General features: G+C 66.0%; 20 protein-coding genes. 10 read left to right on the top strand and 10 right to left on the bottom strand.

Features of this window, described 5'->3' with window-relative positions; translation table 11 throughout:
• Window positions 1-406 precede the first annotated feature (406 nt).
• Both sepH and ACIGKQ_RS03635 read left to right on the top strand, forming a co-directional pair.
• The gene (gene sepH / locus ACIGKQ_RS03640; RefSeq protein WP_235725899.1) at window positions 407-1384 is read left to right on the top strand and encodes a septation protein SepH; all 978 of its coding nucleotides are present in this window, start codon (window positions 407-409) and stop codon (window positions 1382-1384) included.
• A gap of 8 nt (window positions 1385-1392) precedes the next feature.
• Window positions 1393-2184: a DUF6928 family protein gene (locus ACIGKQ_RS03635; protein ID WP_266062712.1), complete on the top strand. Its 792-nt coding sequence runs from the start codon at window positions 1393-1395 to the stop codon at window positions 2182-2184.
• 22 nt (window positions 2185-2206) lie between these two features.
• Here the strand turns inward: ACIGKQ_RS03635 and ACIGKQ_RS03630 are convergent, their stop codons facing one another.
• Window positions 2207-2497, bottom strand: a complete 291-nt coding sequence (locus tag ACIGKQ_RS03630; RefSeq protein WP_235725902.1) for a DUF2537 domain-containing protein — start codon at window positions 2495-2497, stop codon at window positions 2207-2209.
• A 175-nt stretch (window positions 2498-2672) separates the two neighbouring features.
• Window positions 2673-3521, bottom strand: a complete 849-nt coding sequence (locus ACIGKQ_RS03625; RefSeq protein ID WP_287016612.1) for an RNA methyltransferase — start codon at window positions 3519-3521, stop codon at window positions 2673-2675.
• A gap of 110 nt (window positions 3522-3631) precedes the next feature.
• Between ACIGKQ_RS03625 and ACIGKQ_RS03620 the strand changes: the two genes are divergently transcribed.
• Window positions 3632-4876: a GNAT family N-acetyltransferase gene (locus ACIGKQ_RS03620; protein ID WP_396572345.1), complete on the top strand. Its 1245-nt coding sequence runs from the start codon at window positions 3632-3634 to the stop codon at window positions 4874-4876.
• A gap of 41 nt (window positions 4877-4917) precedes the next feature.
• Here ACIGKQ_RS03620 and ACIGKQ_RS03615 read toward each other — a convergent pair whose 3' ends face one another.
• Both ACIGKQ_RS03615 and ACIGKQ_RS03610 read right to left on the bottom strand, forming a co-directional pair.
• Window positions 4918-5385, bottom strand: a complete 468-nt coding sequence (locus tag ACIGKQ_RS03615; RefSeq protein WP_235725896.1) for a MarR family transcriptional regulator — start codon at window positions 5383-5385, stop codon at window positions 4918-4920.
• Between the two features lie 159 nt (window positions 5386-5544).
• Entirely contained in the window at window positions 5545-7146 is a 1602-nt protein-coding gene (locus tag ACIGKQ_RS03610) for an NCS2 family permease (protein WP_396572343.1), read from the bottom strand.
• Between the two features lie 22 nt (window positions 7147-7168).
• Between ACIGKQ_RS03610 and ACIGKQ_RS03605 the strand changes: the two genes are divergently transcribed.
• On the top strand, window positions 7169-7417 hold the full coding sequence (locus ACIGKQ_RS03605; protein ID WP_287016609.1) for a DUF2530 domain-containing protein: 249 nt from the start codon (window positions 7169-7171) through the stop codon (window positions 7415-7417).
• A gap of 108 nt (window positions 7418-7525) precedes the next feature.
• On the opposite strand, the gene ACIGKQ_RS03600 is transcribed toward ACIGKQ_RS03605, so the two are convergent.
• Both ACIGKQ_RS03600 and ACIGKQ_RS03595 read right to left on the bottom strand, forming a co-directional pair.
• Complete coding sequence (locus ACIGKQ_RS03600; RefSeq protein WP_396572341.1) at window positions 7526-8380, bottom strand: aldo/keto reductase; 855 nt, start codon at window positions 8378-8380, stop codon at window positions 7526-7528.
• Between the two features lie 28 nt (window positions 8381-8408).
• Window positions 8409-8804 carry a cupin domain-containing protein gene (locus ACIGKQ_RS03595; RefSeq protein ID WP_235725892.1) on the bottom strand — a complete coding sequence of 132 codons (396 nt, stop codon included), beginning with the start codon at window positions 8802-8804 and terminating at the stop codon, window positions 8409-8411.
• A gap of 98 nt (window positions 8805-8902) precedes the next feature.
• Between ACIGKQ_RS03595 and ACIGKQ_RS03590 the strand changes: the two genes are divergently transcribed.
• Complete coding sequence (locus ACIGKQ_RS03590) at window positions 8903-9562, top strand: TetR/AcrR family transcriptional regulator (RefSeq protein WP_396572339.1); 660 nt, start codon at window positions 8903-8905, stop codon at window positions 9560-9562.
• Between the two features lie 2 nt (window positions 9563-9564).
• Here the strand turns inward: ACIGKQ_RS03590 and ACIGKQ_RS03585 are convergent, their stop codons facing one another.
• The 3 genes from ACIGKQ_RS03585 to ACIGKQ_RS03575 form a co-directional block, all read right to left on the bottom strand.
• Entirely contained in the window at window positions 9565-9762 is a 198-nt protein-coding gene (locus ACIGKQ_RS03585; RefSeq protein ID WP_266062639.1) for a hypothetical protein, read from the bottom strand.
• Window positions 9752-10198 carry a TetR/AcrR family transcriptional regulator gene (locus ACIGKQ_RS03580; protein ID WP_396572337.1) on the bottom strand — a complete coding sequence of 149 codons (447 nt, stop codon included), beginning with the start codon at window positions 10196-10198 and terminating at the stop codon, window positions 9752-9754. The genes ACIGKQ_RS03585 and ACIGKQ_RS03580 overlap by 11 nt, the downstream gene beginning before the upstream one ends.
• Before the next feature lie 88 nt (window positions 10199-10286).
• Complete coding sequence (locus tag ACIGKQ_RS03575; protein ID WP_396572335.1) at window positions 10287-11402, bottom strand: oxygenase MpaB family protein; 1116 nt, start codon at window positions 11400-11402, stop codon at window positions 10287-10289.
• A 77-nt stretch (window positions 11403-11479) separates the two neighbouring features.
• On the opposite strand from ACIGKQ_RS03575, the gene ACIGKQ_RS03570 reads away from it, so the two are divergent.
• The 5 genes from ACIGKQ_RS03570 (at window position 11480) to ACIGKQ_RS03550 (ending at window position 16881) form a co-directional block, all read left to right on the top strand.
• Window positions 11480-12271: an enoyl-CoA hydratase-related protein gene (locus ACIGKQ_RS03570; protein WP_235725888.1), complete on the top strand. Its 792-nt coding sequence runs from the start codon at window positions 11480-11482 to the stop codon at window positions 12269-12271.
• Window positions 12272-12315: 44 nt separating this feature from the next.
• Complete coding sequence (locus ACIGKQ_RS03565; protein WP_396572333.1) at window positions 12316-13065, top strand: SDR family NAD(P)-dependent oxidoreductase; 750 nt, start codon at window positions 12316-12318, stop codon at window positions 13063-13065.
• 38 nt (window positions 13066-13103) lie between these two features.
• Window positions 13104-14786: a class I adenylate-forming enzyme family protein gene (locus ACIGKQ_RS03560; RefSeq protein WP_396572331.1), complete on the top strand. Its 1683-nt coding sequence runs from the start codon at window positions 13104-13106 to the stop codon at window positions 14784-14786.
• A 267-nt stretch (window positions 14787-15053) separates the two neighbouring features.
• On the top strand, window positions 15054-16199 hold the full coding sequence (locus ACIGKQ_RS03555) for an acyl-CoA dehydrogenase family protein (protein WP_396572329.1): 1146 nt from the start codon (window positions 15054-15056) through the stop codon (window positions 16197-16199).
• Window positions 16200-16203: 4 nt separating this feature from the next.
• Window positions 16204-16881, top strand: a complete 678-nt coding sequence (locus ACIGKQ_RS03550) for a TetR/AcrR family transcriptional regulator (protein ID WP_396572327.1) — start codon at window positions 16204-16206, stop codon at window positions 16879-16881.
• Here ACIGKQ_RS03550 and ACIGKQ_RS03545 read toward each other — a convergent pair.
• Complete coding sequence (locus ACIGKQ_RS03545) at window positions 16868-17452, bottom strand: TetR/AcrR family transcriptional regulator (protein WP_235725883.1); 585 nt, start codon at window positions 17450-17452, stop codon at window positions 16868-16870. The genes ACIGKQ_RS03550 and ACIGKQ_RS03545 overlap by 14 nt on opposite strands.
• Window positions 17453-17456: the final 4 nt, after the last annotated feature.

Raw genomic sequence — 17456 nt, 5'->3', positions numbered from 1 at the left:
GCTGATCGAGTAGCCCGCGAGCCACCGTCCCGCTGATCGAGTAGCCCGCGAGCCGCTAGGCGAGCGGGCGTATCGAGATCCCTTGCCTCGCGCCGGGTCTCGATACGTTGCCTCGCCTAGCGGCTCGGCAACTACTCGACCAGCGGGGAGAGCGGCGGCCCACCGGCGGGGAGGCGCGGCCCACCGGCGGGGAGGCGCGCCCACCGGCGGGGCTGGCGGCCGCCGGTCGGCCGGAGCTCACAGACCGTGAGTATCCCTGTTATCACCTGTAGCCTGTGCCCCATGGGTAACATCTGCCACAACCTTGCTGATCTGCGGTTTTACCGCGTGTCAGACAGTTCGGCAGGCGAGGTCTGGATTAACCTGACCCCAATGCCCGCACTCGTGGTCACCGGAGGAGGAGCAGATGCGTGAGCTTCGCGTCGTCGGCGTGGAGGCCGACGGCACCCATGTGATCTGTCAGGATCCCGAGTCGGGTGAGAAGTACCGGATGGCCGCCGATGAACGGCTCCGGGCCGCCGCACGCGGCGACATCTCACGATTGGGGCAGATCGAGATCGAAATGGAAAGCACACTACGGCCCCGAGAGATCCAGGCACGCATCCGCGCGGGCGCCACCGTCGCCGAGGTCGCGGCGCTGGCCGGCGTACCCGTCGACAAAGTCGAACGCTTCGCCCACCCGGTTCTGCTCGAGCGCGCCCGCGCCACCGAACTCGCCTCGATGGCCCACCCGATCCGCGAAGACGGCCCTGCTGTCTCCACCCTCGGCGAGGTGGTCGGTGAGGCCATGACCGCGCTGGGTCACAACAACCAGGACGTGGACTGGGATGCCTGGAAGGGCGACGACGGCTACTGGGTCGTCCAGGTGTCGTGGCATGTCGGCCGCACCGACAACCATGCGCACTGGCGGTTTCAACCGGGTAGCCATGGCGGCACCGCCGACCCGCTCGACGACCTCGCCGACGAGCTCACCCATCCCGAGATGATCACGCCGCGTCGTCGGTTGACGCCGGTGGCCACCCCCGACCTCGCGCCGACACCCGCGGTCGAGCATGAGCCCGAAGGCCACGACGAGGTCACCTTCGACGCCGATCGACTCATCGATGCACAGCGCACGCGGACGGGCCAGATCCCGCCGAGTCACGACGAGCACGGAACCGTTGCCATCGACTTCGGCACGCCAGACTCCGACTCGACCCCCTCCGGTTCGACCGATCAATCCGGCGACGACCGCGAGCCGGACTCGGCGGTCACCACCGCATCCGGTGAGCAGGCCACCGACGATGCGGCGACCAACGGCAAGCCCCGCCGTCGGTCCCGCAAGCCCGCGGTGCCTGCGTGGGAGGACGTTCTGCTCGGCGTCCGCAGCAACGGCAACGGCTGATCGCTGACGTGTCGGCCCGCGCAGTCACTCTGTGGTTCATCGACAGTGACGACCCCATCGCACAACTGTCCGCCGATCCCCTCAACGATGTGGTCGCCGCGCAGAAACTCGCCGCGACGATCTACGGCGACCGGGTGCTGGTCCCCGTCGCCGATACCGATCTCGCCACTGCGGCCGCTGCGGCCGACGCGCATGTCTATGCCGGCTGGTATGGACGTTTGTCGGTGTTGTGCTGTTCTCTCTTCGACACCACCGAACCGTCCACGCTGACCCGGACACTGGCGTCGATCCGGCCCAGTTCGGCCGCGACGCTGCTGGTCACCGACCCCGACCGGTCGGCCGGAGCCTTCGCCCGGTGGGAGCACGGCGAGCTGCGCCGGTCCTTCGCGGCCGACCCGGTGACGATCTTCGAGGACTCCGGCCTGCCCTACCCGTTCGAGCGGCCGTTCTGGGCGGGCGAACACCCCCTTCGCTATGCGCCGGGGGTACCCGCCGAACCGCTCGCGCTGCCGTTCCATCCGCAAGAACTCGCCGAACAGGCCAACCGGGAATGGCTGGGCTTCCGGTTCACCACCCCGCTGGCCGACACCGATCTCGATCCAGCCCGAATCCCGGTCACCGCGTTCGCGATTCACCCCGCCGACTATGTTCCTGCCGAGGAGGACTGGGCTCGATACCAGGGCAATCTGACCGTCTCGGGCAGTGCCGTGGCCGACGACGGCGCAGACGCGGCGTCAGGATCGCCCGCGCCGCCACCCAAACGCCGCGGGCGCCTCGCGCGCTACTTCGGCTTCGGCTGACCCGGTTGCCGGGCGCCGGTGGTCAACGCCCCAGCGCCAACAGCACAATCGACGACCCGAGGCCGGCCAGCAGGCCGATCAGCGCGCCCCAGACGATCCAGCGCCATACCGGGCGTTCGCGCAGGTCCCACAACGTCCACCCCATCCCGAGCGCGACGACGAGCACCGCAGCCAAGCCGAGCCAGGTCACGAGCGACCCGATCAGTTCGTAGACGCCGACGAGGAGCAACGTCGCGAATACCGCGCTGATCAGGGTCACCAGCAGACCCAGCACCCAAGGTGTCGGCTCGTCGACAACCCGATCATCGACCATCGGGCCATCGCTGGTTCGTGGACCCGCGCCCGGTCGACGGACGAGCCGCGACCTGCGCCACCGGGACTCGTCATGTTCGTCCGACCTCATGGCCTCATTGTTCCCGACGCCGCTCCCAACTCCGCGGAAGCCCCCGCACCGCATCGTGATCCCCGAGCACGCACGCCTGTCGACGTCAGGTCGTCAGCGAGCGCTCGCGCTCGTAAAACGCGATCGCCGCGGCCGTGGCCACGTTGAGTGAATCGGTACCCCGGCTCATCGGGATGCGGGCGCGCACATCACTGGCACGCATGATGGTTTCGGACAAACCAGGGCCCTCCGCGCCGACGAGGAATGCCACCTTGGGGGCGTCAACGGTCTCCGACAGCGGTTTCGACCCCTCTCCCGGGGTCAGGGAAATGGTCCGGAAGTCGTTGTCGCGCAACACCGACAGCCCGCGCGGCCAGTCTTCGAACCGGGCGAATGGCACCAGCAGCGCGTGACCCATCGAGACTCGCACACAGCGGCGGTAGAGCGGGTCGGCACATCCGGCTCCGAACAGAACCGCATCCACGCCGAGTCCGGCCGCGTTGCGGAAGATGCTGCCGATGTTTTCGTGGTCGTTGACGCCCTCGAGGACGGCGACCGTCTGTGCCGATTCGATCGCCTCACCCACCGACAGCGCGTCGGGACGCCGAGCTGCACCCAGCACGCCGCGGTTGAGGTGAAATCCCACCACCTCGGCCATCACCTCTGCTGATGCCCGATAGAACGGCACCCCCTGCACCGACGGGACGGTGAGAGCATCGGTGAGCTCGCCGAGCCGCTTGTCGACGCCGAGGAAGGCGTGCGGGGTGAACCGGGAGGCGATCATCCGCTGCGCCACCAACACGCCCTCGGCGATCACCAGCCCCTTGCCGACGCGCCCGCCCGGCAGGGCAGGGAGATCGGGTCGCCGGTCGACGGAATTGAGGTCACGGAAGTCATCGACGCGCTGGTCGGCGGGGTCGTCGATGTCGATCACGTCGACACAGATGCTGGACACGTGACCAGTCTGCCAACCCGGGCCGTCGTCGCCGGCGGTGGCCCGCCGGCCTGATCGGGAAAGGCGGGGCTGATCGCTCGCACAAACCCGCACTGTGAAACGGTTGACCGGTGAGTATCTCGCAAGCCACCTCGTCCGATCTCACCCTGGCGCGTGCCACCGACGCCGATTGGGACGAGATCTTCGCGACGGATGCCCGGGCGTTCCTGATGACCGATCCGCTGTCGGCGGCAGAGCAGGCCGACCTGCGCGGCAAGGTCGACAACCGCGACGTCGTGCTGGTCCGTGACCCGCAGGGACTGGTGGGGGCGCCGCTGGTGGGCGTGTCGATGTTCTACCGCATGGCGATGACGGTGCCCGGCGGCGGCCAGACGCCTGCGGCCGGTTTGTCGTGGGTGTCGGTCGCGGCCACCCATCGTCGGCGGGGCATCCTGCGCACGATGATCACCGAGCTGTTCGACCAGTGGGAATCCGAGGATCAGGTGTTCGCCATCCTCACCGCCAGCGAGGCGACCATCTACGAACGCTTCGGGTTCGGACCCGCCTGTCATGCGCACGACGTCTCGATCGATCTCGGGGCCGCGAAGATGCGGCATCGGGCCGACAAGCACATCTCGCCGGTGAACTACGCCTCCGGTGAGGACGTGGCTCGCCGAGTTCCCGAGATCCATGCTCGATGGGCGGCGACGCGGCCCGGCGCACTGAGCCGCCCGGCGTCCTGGTGGGAGCCGATTCTCGCCGACCGCCGATCGCAGCGGCCCGCGCAGACCAGCGGCCTGCATTACCTGCTGCATGCCGACGGTTACGCCAGCTACCGGATCAACACCTCGGTGGAGCCCGCGCGGGGTGACATCTCGGAGGTGGTCGCCGTGACCGAGGCGGCACACACCGATCTGTGGCGGGTCCTGGTCGGCCTGGACCTGATGTCCTCGGTGACCGCATCGATTCCCGCCGACGACCCGTTGCCGGAAAAGCTCACCGATCACCGGGCGGTGTCGGTGACCGGGGTGCACGACAAGATGTGGCTGCGCATCCTCGACGTCGACCGTGCGTTGCAATCACGCACCTACTCCGCCGATCTGGATGTGGTCCTCGAGGTCACCGACGAGTTCCGCGGCCGGGGCGGTGTGTTCGACCTGTCCGTGCGTGACGGTGCGGCGACGGTCACCCCGAGTACGTCGGCGCCGACGATCCGCATGGACATCTCGGCATTGGGGTCGGTGTTCCTCGGCGGGACCCCGGCGCGCACGCTCGCCGCCGCCGAACGAGTGTGGGCTGCGGACGCGGCAACGTTGCGGGCGTTCGACCGCGCTTTCGCCACCGATCGGGCACCGTACTCGGGCACCTTTTTCTAGCTGTCCGCGACTGGTAGCGCGGCGCGCTGATCGGGATTCACTCAGCGATCATCGTCGCTGGTGATGACCTTGTTGATGATCGGCACGACGGCCGCGAGGGTTAAGCGCTCCTCGGGTGTGAGTTCGTCGAGGCGCGCACTGAGCCACTCCTCCCGCGCATCACGCTCGGCGGTGATCACATCGCTGCCCTTCTGCGACAGCGTCACGATCGCCTGCCGCCCGTCGGTGGGATGCGGCTCGCGTTTGACCATGCCCAGGTCGGACAGCGAGGCGATGACCCGGGTCATCGAGGGCGGCTGCACCCGTTCGGCCAGGGCCAGGGCGCCAGGAGTCATCGGACCCTCGTGGTGCAGTGTGTGCAGCGCGGAGAGCTGTGTCAGCGAGACGACCTTGCTGGCGCGCCTGCCGCGCAGCCGTCTGGCGAGTCGGACCACCGCCAGCGACAATTCCCCAGACAGCGTCCGGTCCGAGAGGATGGTGTCTTCGCGAGTGAGCTGTGAGATCGTCATGCCGCCGTGTCCGTTCCGAGCGAGTCAAATCTGAGACCACGTGGTTCCCAACGCTAAGCGTAATTCACTTCCGCGGTCTTGCAACGGGTTAACGTCAGTTTTTGCGAATGCGAACCGGCGTTGTCGTACCAACGACGTACACAACGGGGCTGACCGCGCTCATCCGACGAGGTCGTAGATCGGTCCGCGCGCGAAGTAGGCGAGAAACACCGCGGCGATGATCCACAGCAGCGGATGCACCGACCGCGCTCGTCCGGCCGCCGCATTGAGGACCACCCAGCTGATGAACCCGACGCCGATGCCGTTGGCGATGGAATAGGTGAACGGCATGATCACCACGGTCAGGAACGCCGGCAGCGCGTAGTAGAACTTGGTGAAGTCGACCGTGGTGAGCTGGCCGATCATCATGGCACCCACCACCACCAGCGCGGGTGCGACGGCTTCGAGCGGCACGATCTCGTACAGCGGCGTCAAGAACATGGCCAGCAGGAACAGACCGCCGGTAACGACATTGGCCAGGCCGGTGCGGGCGCCTTCGGCGATGCCGGAGGCCGATTCGACGAACACCGTGTTCGACGACGAGGATGCGACGCCGCCGGCGATGGCGCCAGTGCCCTCGACGACCAGCGCCTTGCCCACACCGGGCAGGTTGCCCTTGGCGTCGGACAGGCCGGCTTCTTTGCCGAGGCCCGTCATCGTGCCCATCGCGTCAAAGAAGTTCGAGAGCACCAGGGTGAACACGAGGACCGAGGCGGCGAGCACACCGATACGTGTGAACGCACCGAACAGGTCGACATCACCGACCAGCGCGAGATCGGGCAGGCCGCCGAGCCCGTCAGGGATCTGTGGAATCGACAGACTCCAGCCGTCCGGGTTGACCGCACTGGACCCGAGGTCGAGGGTTGCTTCCAGGATGATCGAGAGGACGGTCGTGATGACGATCCCGATCAGCAGACCACCGGGCACTCGGCGGACGACGAGCACTCCCATCAGGAGTACCCCGATGCAGAAGATCAGGGTGGGGACGGTGTTGATCGAGTTGTCGGTGCCCAGCTGCACCGGCACCGTGGTGTTCGCGGCATCTGGGACGCGCCGCACGAATCCCGCGTCGACGAAACCGATGAAGGCGATGAACGCGCCGATGCCGGCGGCGATCGCTGCCTTGAGTTCCGGCGGCACCGCGTTGAACACCGCGGTGCGGAATCCAGTGACGGCCAGCAGCACGATGATGATGCCGTCGATGACGACCAGACCCATCGCTTCGGGCCAGGTCACCTGCGGTGCAATGGTGACCGCCAGGAGGCTGTTGATGCCGAGCCCGGTGGCGATGGCGAACGGATAGTTCGCGACCAGACCGAAGATGATCGACATGACACCGGCGACCAGCGCGGTGACCGCTGCAACCTGCGCCAGTGGCAGCACGTTGCCCAGGACATCGGCGTTCTTCGGTTCGCCGGGGATGCCGCCGATGATGATCGGGTTGAGCACGATGATGTAGGCCATCGTGAAGAAGGTGACGAGTCCGCCGCGGACCTCGCGGGTCAGCGACGATCCCCGTTCACTGATCTTGAAGAAGCGGTCGACGCCACCGGTCGGTTCACCCGGCGGCCGATCGGGTTCCACAGCCGCCGGGTTGGTCGCCCTCAACGCCGGTTCGGAAGCGCTGGGCGAAGTGTCGGATGATGTCGACGAATGTGCGGGTTCTGGCGACCCTTGTTCTGTCGACGCTGTGCTGGGCTCGCTCGACGGATCGGTGGGCACAGTCGAAAGTTACTCTGAAGCCATGGCCGACGCACGAGACATCCCGGAACTCCCCCGCGCGTTGCGCGCCCCCGAACCGGTGATCATCGTCGGCATGGTTGCGTGGCTCGTCGCCACGGTCGTGGTGTGGATCGGCGGATGGGGCGGCGATCGCACGCTCGCAGTGTGTCTGGTCGGGCTCGCGGTCGGAGTCCTGGGCACGACGATCGTCCTCATCCAACGTGCAGCGGTGCGCCGCGGTGACCGAACGGCGCAGCAGGGCCTCGACTGACGCCCCGAGGGTCTGGACTGACCCGCCGAAAGTTCTGGCCGCAGCCACTGGCTCCAAGCCGGAACCTGAAACTGCGGCCAGAACCTGACGGGCACGCGGACGTGAGGGTCACATGCCGCTGAACACCGGGAACGCGGCGGCATCTCCGTAGTCCTCGATCCGCATGGTGCGCAGGGTTGCCATGTCCTCATCGGAGATGGCGAAGTCGACCTGCGCGTTGCTACGCATGTGCTCGGGGTTGGCAGTCTTCGGTAGCGACACCGCCCCCAGCTGCAGGGTGTAGCGGATGCACAACTGCGGCACACTCACCTCGTAGCGCTGTGCAATTGCCGCAACCTCGTCATTCTTGAGCACCTCACCGTGCCCGATCGGCGAGTACGCCTCGACCAGGATGTTCTTCTGTTCGCAGTAGTCGATCAGGTCTACCGGGGTGTTGCCCGCGTGCACGAGGATCTGATTCACGTGCGGGGCGATGGTGCCCTTGGCAAGGATGTTGTCGAGGTCGCTTGCCTGGAAGTTCGACACACCGATCGCGCGCAGCTTGCCGGCCCGATAGGCCTCTTCGAGTGCGCGCCACGCCTCGAGGTTGCCCTCGGCGTAGTCGCCGCCACGCCAGTCGGCCCACGGCTGCGGGCTGTGGATCAGCATCAGATCGATATAGTCGAGGCCCATCGTGCGCAGTGACTCATCGATCGCCGCCGCTGCCTCCGCATGGTCCTTGATCTCGGCGGCGAGCTTGGTAGAGACAAACAGGTCGCCGCGGGCGACGCCGCTCGTGCGCACCCCCTCACCGACACCGCGTTCGTTGCCATAGGCCTGGGCGGTGTCGATGTTGCGGTATCCGATGTCGATGGCCGACCGGACGGCGTGCGCGGCCTTGTCGTCGTCGATGAACCAGGTGCCCAGACCCAGCTTGGGGATCTGCACGTCGTTGGCCAGTGTGTAGGTCTCGTTGAAGATCATGGCTTTTCGCTCCTGTTCTCTGTTCGCGTCAGGCCGTGTACTCGGCGTCGGTGACGTGGTCGAGCCACGTGACGACCTGGCCGTTCTCGTCGGCTTCCTGCATCGCGACGTGAGCCATGAAGCGATCGGGAGTCGCGCCGTGCCAGTGCTCCTCACCGGGTTCGATGTACACCACGTCGCCGGGCCGGATCTCCTGCGCTCCCCCGTCGCGGGTCGCTACCAGTCCGATCCCGTCGGTGACGTACAGCGTCTGCCCTTTTGGGTGGTGGTGCCAGGCGGTGCGGGCACCGGGCGCGAAGCGGACGTGCGCGCAGCCGATCGCCGACTGCTCGTCCGGGTTACGAATGCCATCGATCTGAACCGTTCCGGTGAACCACGCCTCGGGTCCGGCGCCGGTTTGTCCGCCACTCTGCGTGTACTTCATGCCATTCTCCTCACGACTTAACGGATATCGTTCATCCGGTTACTACCGTATGCCAATAAGCGGATACCGTCAATCCGATTCACTGCTACAGTGGCTGTATGGCGAAAGCGCACTCCTCCCGACCGCTGCGCAAGGATGCATCGATCAACCGCGAGCGATTACTGGACGCGGCTCGGGAACTGTTTGCCGAGAAGGGACTCGGCGTCACCCTCAACGACATCGCCCATCACGCAGGCGTCGGGGTGGGTACCGCGTACCGTCGTTTCGCCAACAAGGAAGAGGTCATCGACACCCTTTTCGAAGAGCGACTACAAGCCGTCGAAGCAGTGGCACGCGAAGCTCTCGACGAGCCGGACCCGTGGACGGCGCTCGCCGGCTACCTCCGACGCACCCTGAAGATGCAGTTCGGCGACCGCGGCCTGCACCAGATCCTCGACGACCCCACCCTCGGCGACGCCAGGATCAACGACGTCCGTGTCCGCATCGCCCCATTGATCGTCGAGTTGGTACGCCGAGCGAAGGATGCCGGCGTGGTCCGCGAGGACTTCGAGCCGACCGACGTGACATTCATCCAGTCGGCAATGGCACCAATAATCGACAGCACGCGTGACGTGGCGCCGGCGGTTTACGAGCGCTACCTGACATTCTTTCTGGACGGAATCCGCAGCGACGACCGGAGATTCACCCCGCTACCGGCGCCCGCACTCAACTCGGAGACGACGCATTCGGCGATGACACGGCGGCGGCGCAACACGTAGCGTCAACCGCCTTCGCCGCGCGTGGTAACCACTTCGGCGATCGCTGTGACGAGTCGGTCGGCCATCTCGGCGAGTTCGTCGCGCTTCAATTCGATTCGCCCATCGAGCCATTCGAGGTAGAGCGAGATCGACACACCCGCGAGCGCCGCGGCCAACACCGACAATTCGGTCGAGTCACGTGGAAGCAGCTTATCGTCCACGCCCCCCAGCGCGGGGATGATTGCGCTCAGGAACGCCGGCGACCGACCGGCTTGATGGACTCCGTAAAACGTCATCCGACAACGGCTCTCGCAACAGAGTGCGCGCTCGACGCGGGTCTTCTTCGAAATACTCGGCGCATATGTCGATGATCTCGCGGATCGACAGCTTCGGCGCGGCCTCGTTCGCCGGGACCAACCGCGCGAGAAGACCCGCCTCGGCGTGGTCGTACACCGCTGTGAGCAGCCCCTCTCGATCGGCGAAGCTCTCGTAAAAGTAGCGCGGACTCAGGCCCGCCTCCCGACACACCGCCCGGAGCGTCACGCTCGGTGCGCCGTGGGTTCCGATCATGTCGAAACCCACGTCGAGAAGCTGCGCTCGGCGTTCCGCGGAACGGTCGTCCATGGTTTGACCGCGCCAGACAATCGGCTCGTCCATGAGCCAATCATGCACGCTGAGGTCGATGGGTTGCAGCCAGGCGACGCTGGTTGCCACTGCGGTCCGGGTTCCGCGATGCTCGAGTCGCTCAGCAAGCGAGCTGCGACCGCCGGATGGCTTCTGCGTTGTCCTCTCCGATGAATGCATCAACCAACCGCGGACCGAGTCGACCGACGTGGAGCAGGGCGAACGCAGGCAGAGAGGCCAGATAGAGCAGATCCAGTAGCGGATCGGCGATGCGCGGAATGCGGTGCAGGCGTCGGCATGGACGCGGAATCGCGCCATAGGCCAGAAACGTTGTTCCCACCAGCAGGAGGTCGGCGGCCATGGTGCCGGCCGTGTCGGCATCTGTCAGCCTGAACTGGCTCTTGGCCGTACGTAGCTGACTAGCGAAATAACCCTGCCGCTTGCGGTATTTGGACGACTGCGAGCGATAGTAGTGGGCGACATCTCGCGCCGTAACCGGTATCCGATCCCTGGGGACACCCATGAGGACCGCGAGTTCTGCGGTTTCGGCGAAGAACTGGTCCCGATCGCACTCGGGCAACCGGCGCGGGAACCGCCTGTCCCGAAACACGAATCGTTCGTATGCAAGGAGAGCCCCGTGCGCGATGGTGACGGACGCGAACAACATGGTGTCGGGGTCGACCGCTGAGTACATCTCGCCGTCGTCGCTGTTGATTCCCTGCATCGGGCGGTGGTACGCGACAAGCCTGTCGGCGCATCGCCGGGCCGTCTCGCGGTCGCCGAAAATGATCGGTAACGGACCGACGACGGTCCGCCGCAGCCTGTCGGTTATCCGACCCCCTTTTTTTGCCGGATCGCCGCGCCAGGCTCGCTGCTTCTTCCGGTTCGTCGGGTACAGCGGATCATGATCGAGCATCACCGATTGAAAATCGACATGGGGTGCCTCGAGGAGATTGGTGACCTGCGCAATCATCAGCGGCACGGGCGTAGCGCCGAGGATCGTCCATGACAGTGACCGACGACCGAAATACCCGTCGTCTTCGACGCTGTCTACAGCCCATGCCCTATGGTGCTTGCGTTGCGGAGCAGCGGATTCGGAGGACCCCCGGAAGTCCCGCAGCGCCGACGAAGGGCTCGACACCCTGCGGATCAAACGATCTGTCAGCCATGGGAAACATATGTTTCCCATGGCTGCGGCTGCGTCAATACGCAGCCGGCAACAATCACCCCTTGACACGTCTCAAAAAGTGAATGTACGTTCACTCACTATGAGAGTGCGGTCACTAACCGCGCCGATGGAAGGAGTTGGAGTTCATGAACTACGAGGACATCGAGTACACCGTCGAGGGACCGACCGCGATCATCACGATGAATCGACCACAGCGCTACAACGCCTTTCGGGCCACGACGGTCGAGGAGATGATCAACGCATTCCGGCGCGCCTGGGCCGACCGCGACGTGCAGGCGGTGATCCTGACCGGTGCCGGCGAGAAGGCGTTCTGCACCGGCGGCGACGTGAAGCAACGCGCGGAGACCGGTGACTACGGACCCTCCGAGAGCGGCATGTTCGAGATCGGGAACCTGCACAAGACCATCCGCGACATCCCCAAGCCGGTGATCGCGGCCGTCAACGGCTTGGCCATCGGCGGCGGGCACGTGCTGCACGTGCTGTGCGACCTCACCATCGCCGCCGACACCGCCCGCTTCGGCCAGTCCGGCCCCAAGGTCGGTTCGTTCGACGCCGGGTTCGGCTCGGCGTTCCTCGCCCGCATTGTCGGCGAGAAGCGCGCCCGCGAGATCTGGTACCTCTGCCGCCAGTACGACGCGGAAACCGCTGAGCGCTGGGGCCTGGTGAACTGGGTGGTCCCGGCCGCCGACCTGCTCGACGAGGCCAAGAAGGTCGCCGCCGAGATCGCGGAGAAGTCTCCCACCACCATCAAGTTCCTCAAGCAGAGCTTCAACGCCGACACCGACCACCAGGCGGGCCTGTCGAACATGGCGATGAGCGCGCTGGATCTGTTCACCCACTCCCCCGAGGGCCTCGAGGGCGCCACCGCCTTCGCCGAGAAGCGCGTGCCGGACTTCAACAAGTACGTCGGTGCCTGAGCCACACGATCGACTCTGAACAACCCGACCGACAAGGACACACCATGAGCAGCACCAACATCGCGGTCGTCACCGGCGCCGGATCAGGTATCGGACGGGCCATCGCCCTGGCTTTCGCCGAGCAGGGCACCACCGTCGTGGCCGCCGACCTGAACCTCGACGCTGCCAAGCAGACCGCCGAACAGAACACGACGATCGTGCCGATGAGCGTCGACGTCGCCGACCGCACCACTGTCGATGCACTGCGCGACGCGGTCCACGCGAAGGTTGGTGTACCCGACATCCTGGTCAACGCCGCCGGCTGGGACCGAACCGACCAGTTCCTCAACGCGACAACAGAGTTCGCCGAGAAGGTGGTCGGCATCAATTACCTCGGCCCGGTCCACATGGCCAGCGCGTTCCTGCCCGGCATGGTCGAGGCAGCCACGGGCGACGGCTGGCAGGGCGGACGCGTGATCAACCTCGCCTCCGACGCCGGTCGTGTCGGCAGCTCCGGCGAATCGATCTACGCCGGAGCCAAGGGCGGCGTCATCGCACTGTCGAAATCCCTGGCACGCGAGATGGCGCGGCACCAGATCACCGTCAACGCGGTGTGCCCGGGTCCCACCGACACCCCGCTGTTCCAGGCACAGTCCGACAAGCTCAAAGAGGCCCTGGTCAAGGCGATCCCGTTCCGTCGCCTGGCCCGCCCAGACGAGGTCGCGGCACCGGTCCTGTTCTTCGCGTCGGCCGCAGCATCGTTCATCACCGGTCAGGTGATCAGCGTCAGCGGCGGTCTCACCATGGCCGGCTGAGCGGCCAACCACCTCCCCCGGATCATCGGAGATCTGCCATGAGCACCAACGACTCCCAGAGCTACGTCTACGACGCCCACCAGTACCGGAGCTTCTTCGAGAACGAGTTCACCTACCTGAATGGCTTTCGCCGCAACGTCACCCGGTATGCCGGTGCGGTCGCGATGATCGACCCGGTCACCGACACCACCTGGACCTACGCCGACCTCGGCCGAAGCGTTGATTCTCTCGCCGCCGGACTGCGTGCCCGCGGCGTAGACGAGGGCGATGTGGTGGCTTATCAGTTGTTCAACGGACCCGAGTTCGCGCAGTTGTATCTCGCCACGCAGGCGGCCGCAGCGGTCGGCTCACCGGTCAATTTCCGTCTCGCTGCCGGGGAGACCGCTGTGATCCTCGACATCAGCCGGCCGAAGATCTACGTCTACGACACCGACCTGACCGCGACGGTGACCGAAGCGATCTCGCTCGCCCGGCACACCCCGCACGTGCTCGTCGGTGTGGGCGACGGCCAGTTGGTCGACGGCCCGGTGTCGATCCGGTTCGATGACCTGCGCTCGGACGCGGCGGTGCCCGCGCCGAGTCCGTCGATCTACGACGAGACGACTCGCCTGTACACGTCAGGCACCACGGGAATGCCCAAGGCGGTGCCGATGAACAGTGCCATCGAGATCTTCTCGGCACACGACGTGATCATCCACTTTCCGCTGTCACCGGAGGACCGGACGCTGAACATGACACCGTGGTTTCACCGGGGTGGGCTGTACTGCGCAGGCCCGAATCCGACGTTCTACCTGGGCTCGTCGCTGCTACCGATGCGCACCTTCGATCCGGAACGCACGCTCGACTGGGTGGAGCGCTACGCGCTGACCTTCCTGATCGGTGCCCCCACCAATCTCGCCATACTCGCCAACGCCCAGCAGGCGAATCCACGAGACCTCTCCAGCCTCAAGGGCATCGTCACCATGGGCGCACCGCTGGAACGTGATGCCGCCCTGCACTATCAGCACGTGCTGACGCCGCGGATCTTCAACGGGTACGGCAGCACGGAGGGGTTCTGGAACACCTTCCTGCGGCCGACCGATCTGCCCGACCACGCCGGAACGGCCGGACGCGCCTGCGTCGACGACGAGGTGCGGGTGGTCAAGGTGCGCGACGACGGACAACTCGCGAGCCCCGACGAGGTAGTCGCCCGTGACGGTACCGAGGTCGGCGAGGTGATCATCCGGTCACCGAAATGTGCTGCTGCCTATTATGATTCACCGGCGCAGGAAGAAGTCAAGTACCGCGGCAGCTGGCTGCACATCGGCGACCTCGCCACTTGGGACACCGACGAGTTCGTCACCATCGTCGGCCGCAAGGACGACATGCTGATCTCCGGCGGCGAGAACGTGCACCCCGTGCAGGTCGAGGAAGCGCTCAACGGCCACCCCGACGTGGCCGACTCGCTGGTCGTGGGTGTTCCCGATGAACGTTGGGGCCGAATGGTGGTCGCCTATGTCCTTCCGGCGAAAGGGGCATCGCCGACCGCGGAGCAGCTCGACGACTACTGCCGCAGCCACCCGATGCTGTCGCAATTCAAGCGACCGCGCGCCTACCGGTTCGTCGATTCGCTTCCCGTCTCGGCGACCGGCAAAAAACTGCACTACAGGGCAACCGAATCCGCGGCAGCCGAGATGACCTCCGGCGACTTCGTGACGCCGACGGCGTCACACGCTGGGTGAGAGGTCGGGGCATCGGAATCATGGAGCGTCACCTGGTTTCGATACGTCCTCGCCCAGCGGCTCGGACTACTCAACCAGCGGATGGCCGAGGCTCGGACTACACCGTGGATCAAGTTGCGGCAAGCGAAGCGGCGCACCTTCACCGCTGGTCGAGTAGCGGCAAGCGAAGCGGCGCACCTTCACCGCTGGTCGAGTAGCGGCGAGTGAGCGGAGCGAGCCCGCCGCGTATCGAGACCCCTACCACCACAACACACCAGGACACGACACATGACTGCATTGACCCACGACATCGAGCACAAGCACTTCCGCGAGACCGTTGCCAAGTTCGTCGCCGAGCAGATCACCCCGGCTCACGAGAGCTGGGAAGATGCCGGACTGTGGGATCGCAGCCTGTTCACCGAGGCGGCCAAGAACGGGCTGCTCGGCTTCCCGGTGCCGGAGAGATTCGGCGGACCGGGTGTCGACGATTTCCGCTATCACGCCATCGTCATCGAGGAGACCGCGACCACCGGTGCGGCTGCGGAGGCCATCGCCTTCTCGCTGCAGAACGATGTCGTTCTCCCTTACCTCGTCGAGATGACCGACGACGAGCAGAGGGCCCGATGGTTGCCCGGCGTGGTCTCCGGCGACACCGTCCTGGGTATCGCGATGACCGAGCCGGGTGCGGGCAGCGACCTGACCGGCATCCGGACCACCGCGGTCCGCGACGGCGACCACTACGTCGTCAACGGCTCGAAGACCTTCATCTCCAACGGTCGCAACGGCGATCTGTTCGTCGTCGCCACCCGAACCTCGGCCGACAAGCACAAGGGCCTGACCCTGCTCGTCGTCGACGCCGACACTCCGGGCTTCCAGCGGGGACGCAAGCTCGACAAGATCGGGTTACACGCCCAGGACACCAGCGAACTGACCTTCACCGACATGCGAGTCCCGGTATCCGACCGCCTCGGTGAGGAAGGCCAGGGCTTCTACCAACTCGTGCACAACCTTCCCCAAGAACGGCTGTCCCTGGCGGTCGGCGCGGTCGCCGCCGCCGAAGGCACGTTCGCCCGCACGCTCGACTACGTGAAGGAACGCACCGCCTTCGGGTCGCCGATCTCGTCGTTCCAGAACACCCAGTTCATGTTGGCCGAACTCGCCACCGAACTCGACATCGCCCGCACCTTCCTCGACGACTGCATCGCCGAGCACATCGCCGGCACGCTGAGCGCGGCACGCGCCGCGAAACTCAAGTGGTGGGCCACCGAGCTGCAGGTGCGGGTCGCCGACCGTTGCCTGCAGTTACATGGCGGATACGGTTACATGCGCGAATACCCGGTGGCGAGGGCTTTTGTCGATGCCCGTATCCAAACGATCTACGGCGGGACCACCGAGATCATGAAGTCCATCGTCGCCAAGGATCTGGGCATTTGAGACGATGACAGCCGTGACGAGGAGCTCAGGAACCACCACATCGGTCGATGTCGCCGAAGCGGTGCGCGCAGTGCGCGCATCGTCGCGGCGCCGTCAGCTGCTCGACGCCGCGGTCGTGGTGATGGGTCGGACCGGATTCCACCAGATGTCGATGCAGGCCCTCGCGGACGAGGCCCAGGTCAGCGTGGGCCTGTTCTACAAATACTTCGGGTCCAAGGAAGACATCCTGCTCGCCGCCATCGTCGATATCCTCGAGGCCTTTCGCGACCAGCTGCAACCCGCCATGGACACCGCCGGCGACGACCCGGTGATGCAGCTGATCGCCGGATTCCGCCAGTACACGACGATCGTCGACGAGAACCGGGATGCCGTCGTGCTCACCTATCGGGAGAGCCGCACACTCGATGCCGCCGGCCGCGACCGCATCAAGGAACTCGAGGTGCAGACCTCGGCACCGATGCGCGACGCAACGACCGCCGCCATCGATGAGGGCCTGATGTCGTCGGTGGACGTCGACCTCGCCGTGTTCGACCTGATGATGCTGGCACACGGGTGGGCGCTCAAACATTGGCATTTCGCACCCGATTACGGACTCGACGCCTACATCGCGGCACAACTGCGCTTCGCGCTGCCCGCGCTGCTGGTTCCCGAGAAGCTCGGCGAGTACCTCAGCCGGATCTGACCCCGACCGATCGCAGCGTGCGTGCGTACGCCGCGACACCGCGTCCCGCCGCGGTCAACGGCTCGGACGACCGCATGGTCCGTGCCATGACGAACGCCCCCTCGAGCGCCGCGATCACCGCGACGATCAAGGCGCGGGCGTCGTCATCGCCGAGTCCGCGGGCACGAAACAACGCAGCGCCGTTGGTGATCCACGCATCGAACACTTCGGCAGCAACCTGACGCAACTCCGGTTCCACGTCGGCGACTTCCCCGGCCACCGTGCCCACCGGACACATGTTGGCCCAGCCGGTCTGTTCGATGTCCTCGGCCGCGGCCGCGAAAGCGAACTCGATGCCGTCGGCGATGTCCTCGTGCGGCGCCAGCAACGACGCGACGAGCTCGCCGTATGCGGCCCCCGACTGCCGCAGAGCCGTCGCCGCGACGGCGCGCTTCCCGCCCGGGAAATGGTGATACACCGAGCCGATCGGCGCCCCAGACGCGTCGACGACCTGCTTGATCCCTGTCGCCGCGTACCCCTGCCGCCGCAGTAGCTCCGCCATCGACACCGCGATCCGCTCATCCGTCTGCATCTGG

It is taken from the genome of Gordonia sp. NPDC062954 (genome assembly GCF_044543825.1).
Classification (GTDB): domain Bacteria; phylum Actinomycetota; class Actinomycetes; order Mycobacteriales; family Mycobacteriaceae; genus Gordonia; species Gordonia tangerina.
This window is presented reverse-complemented; position numbering and strand designations above follow the sequence as displayed.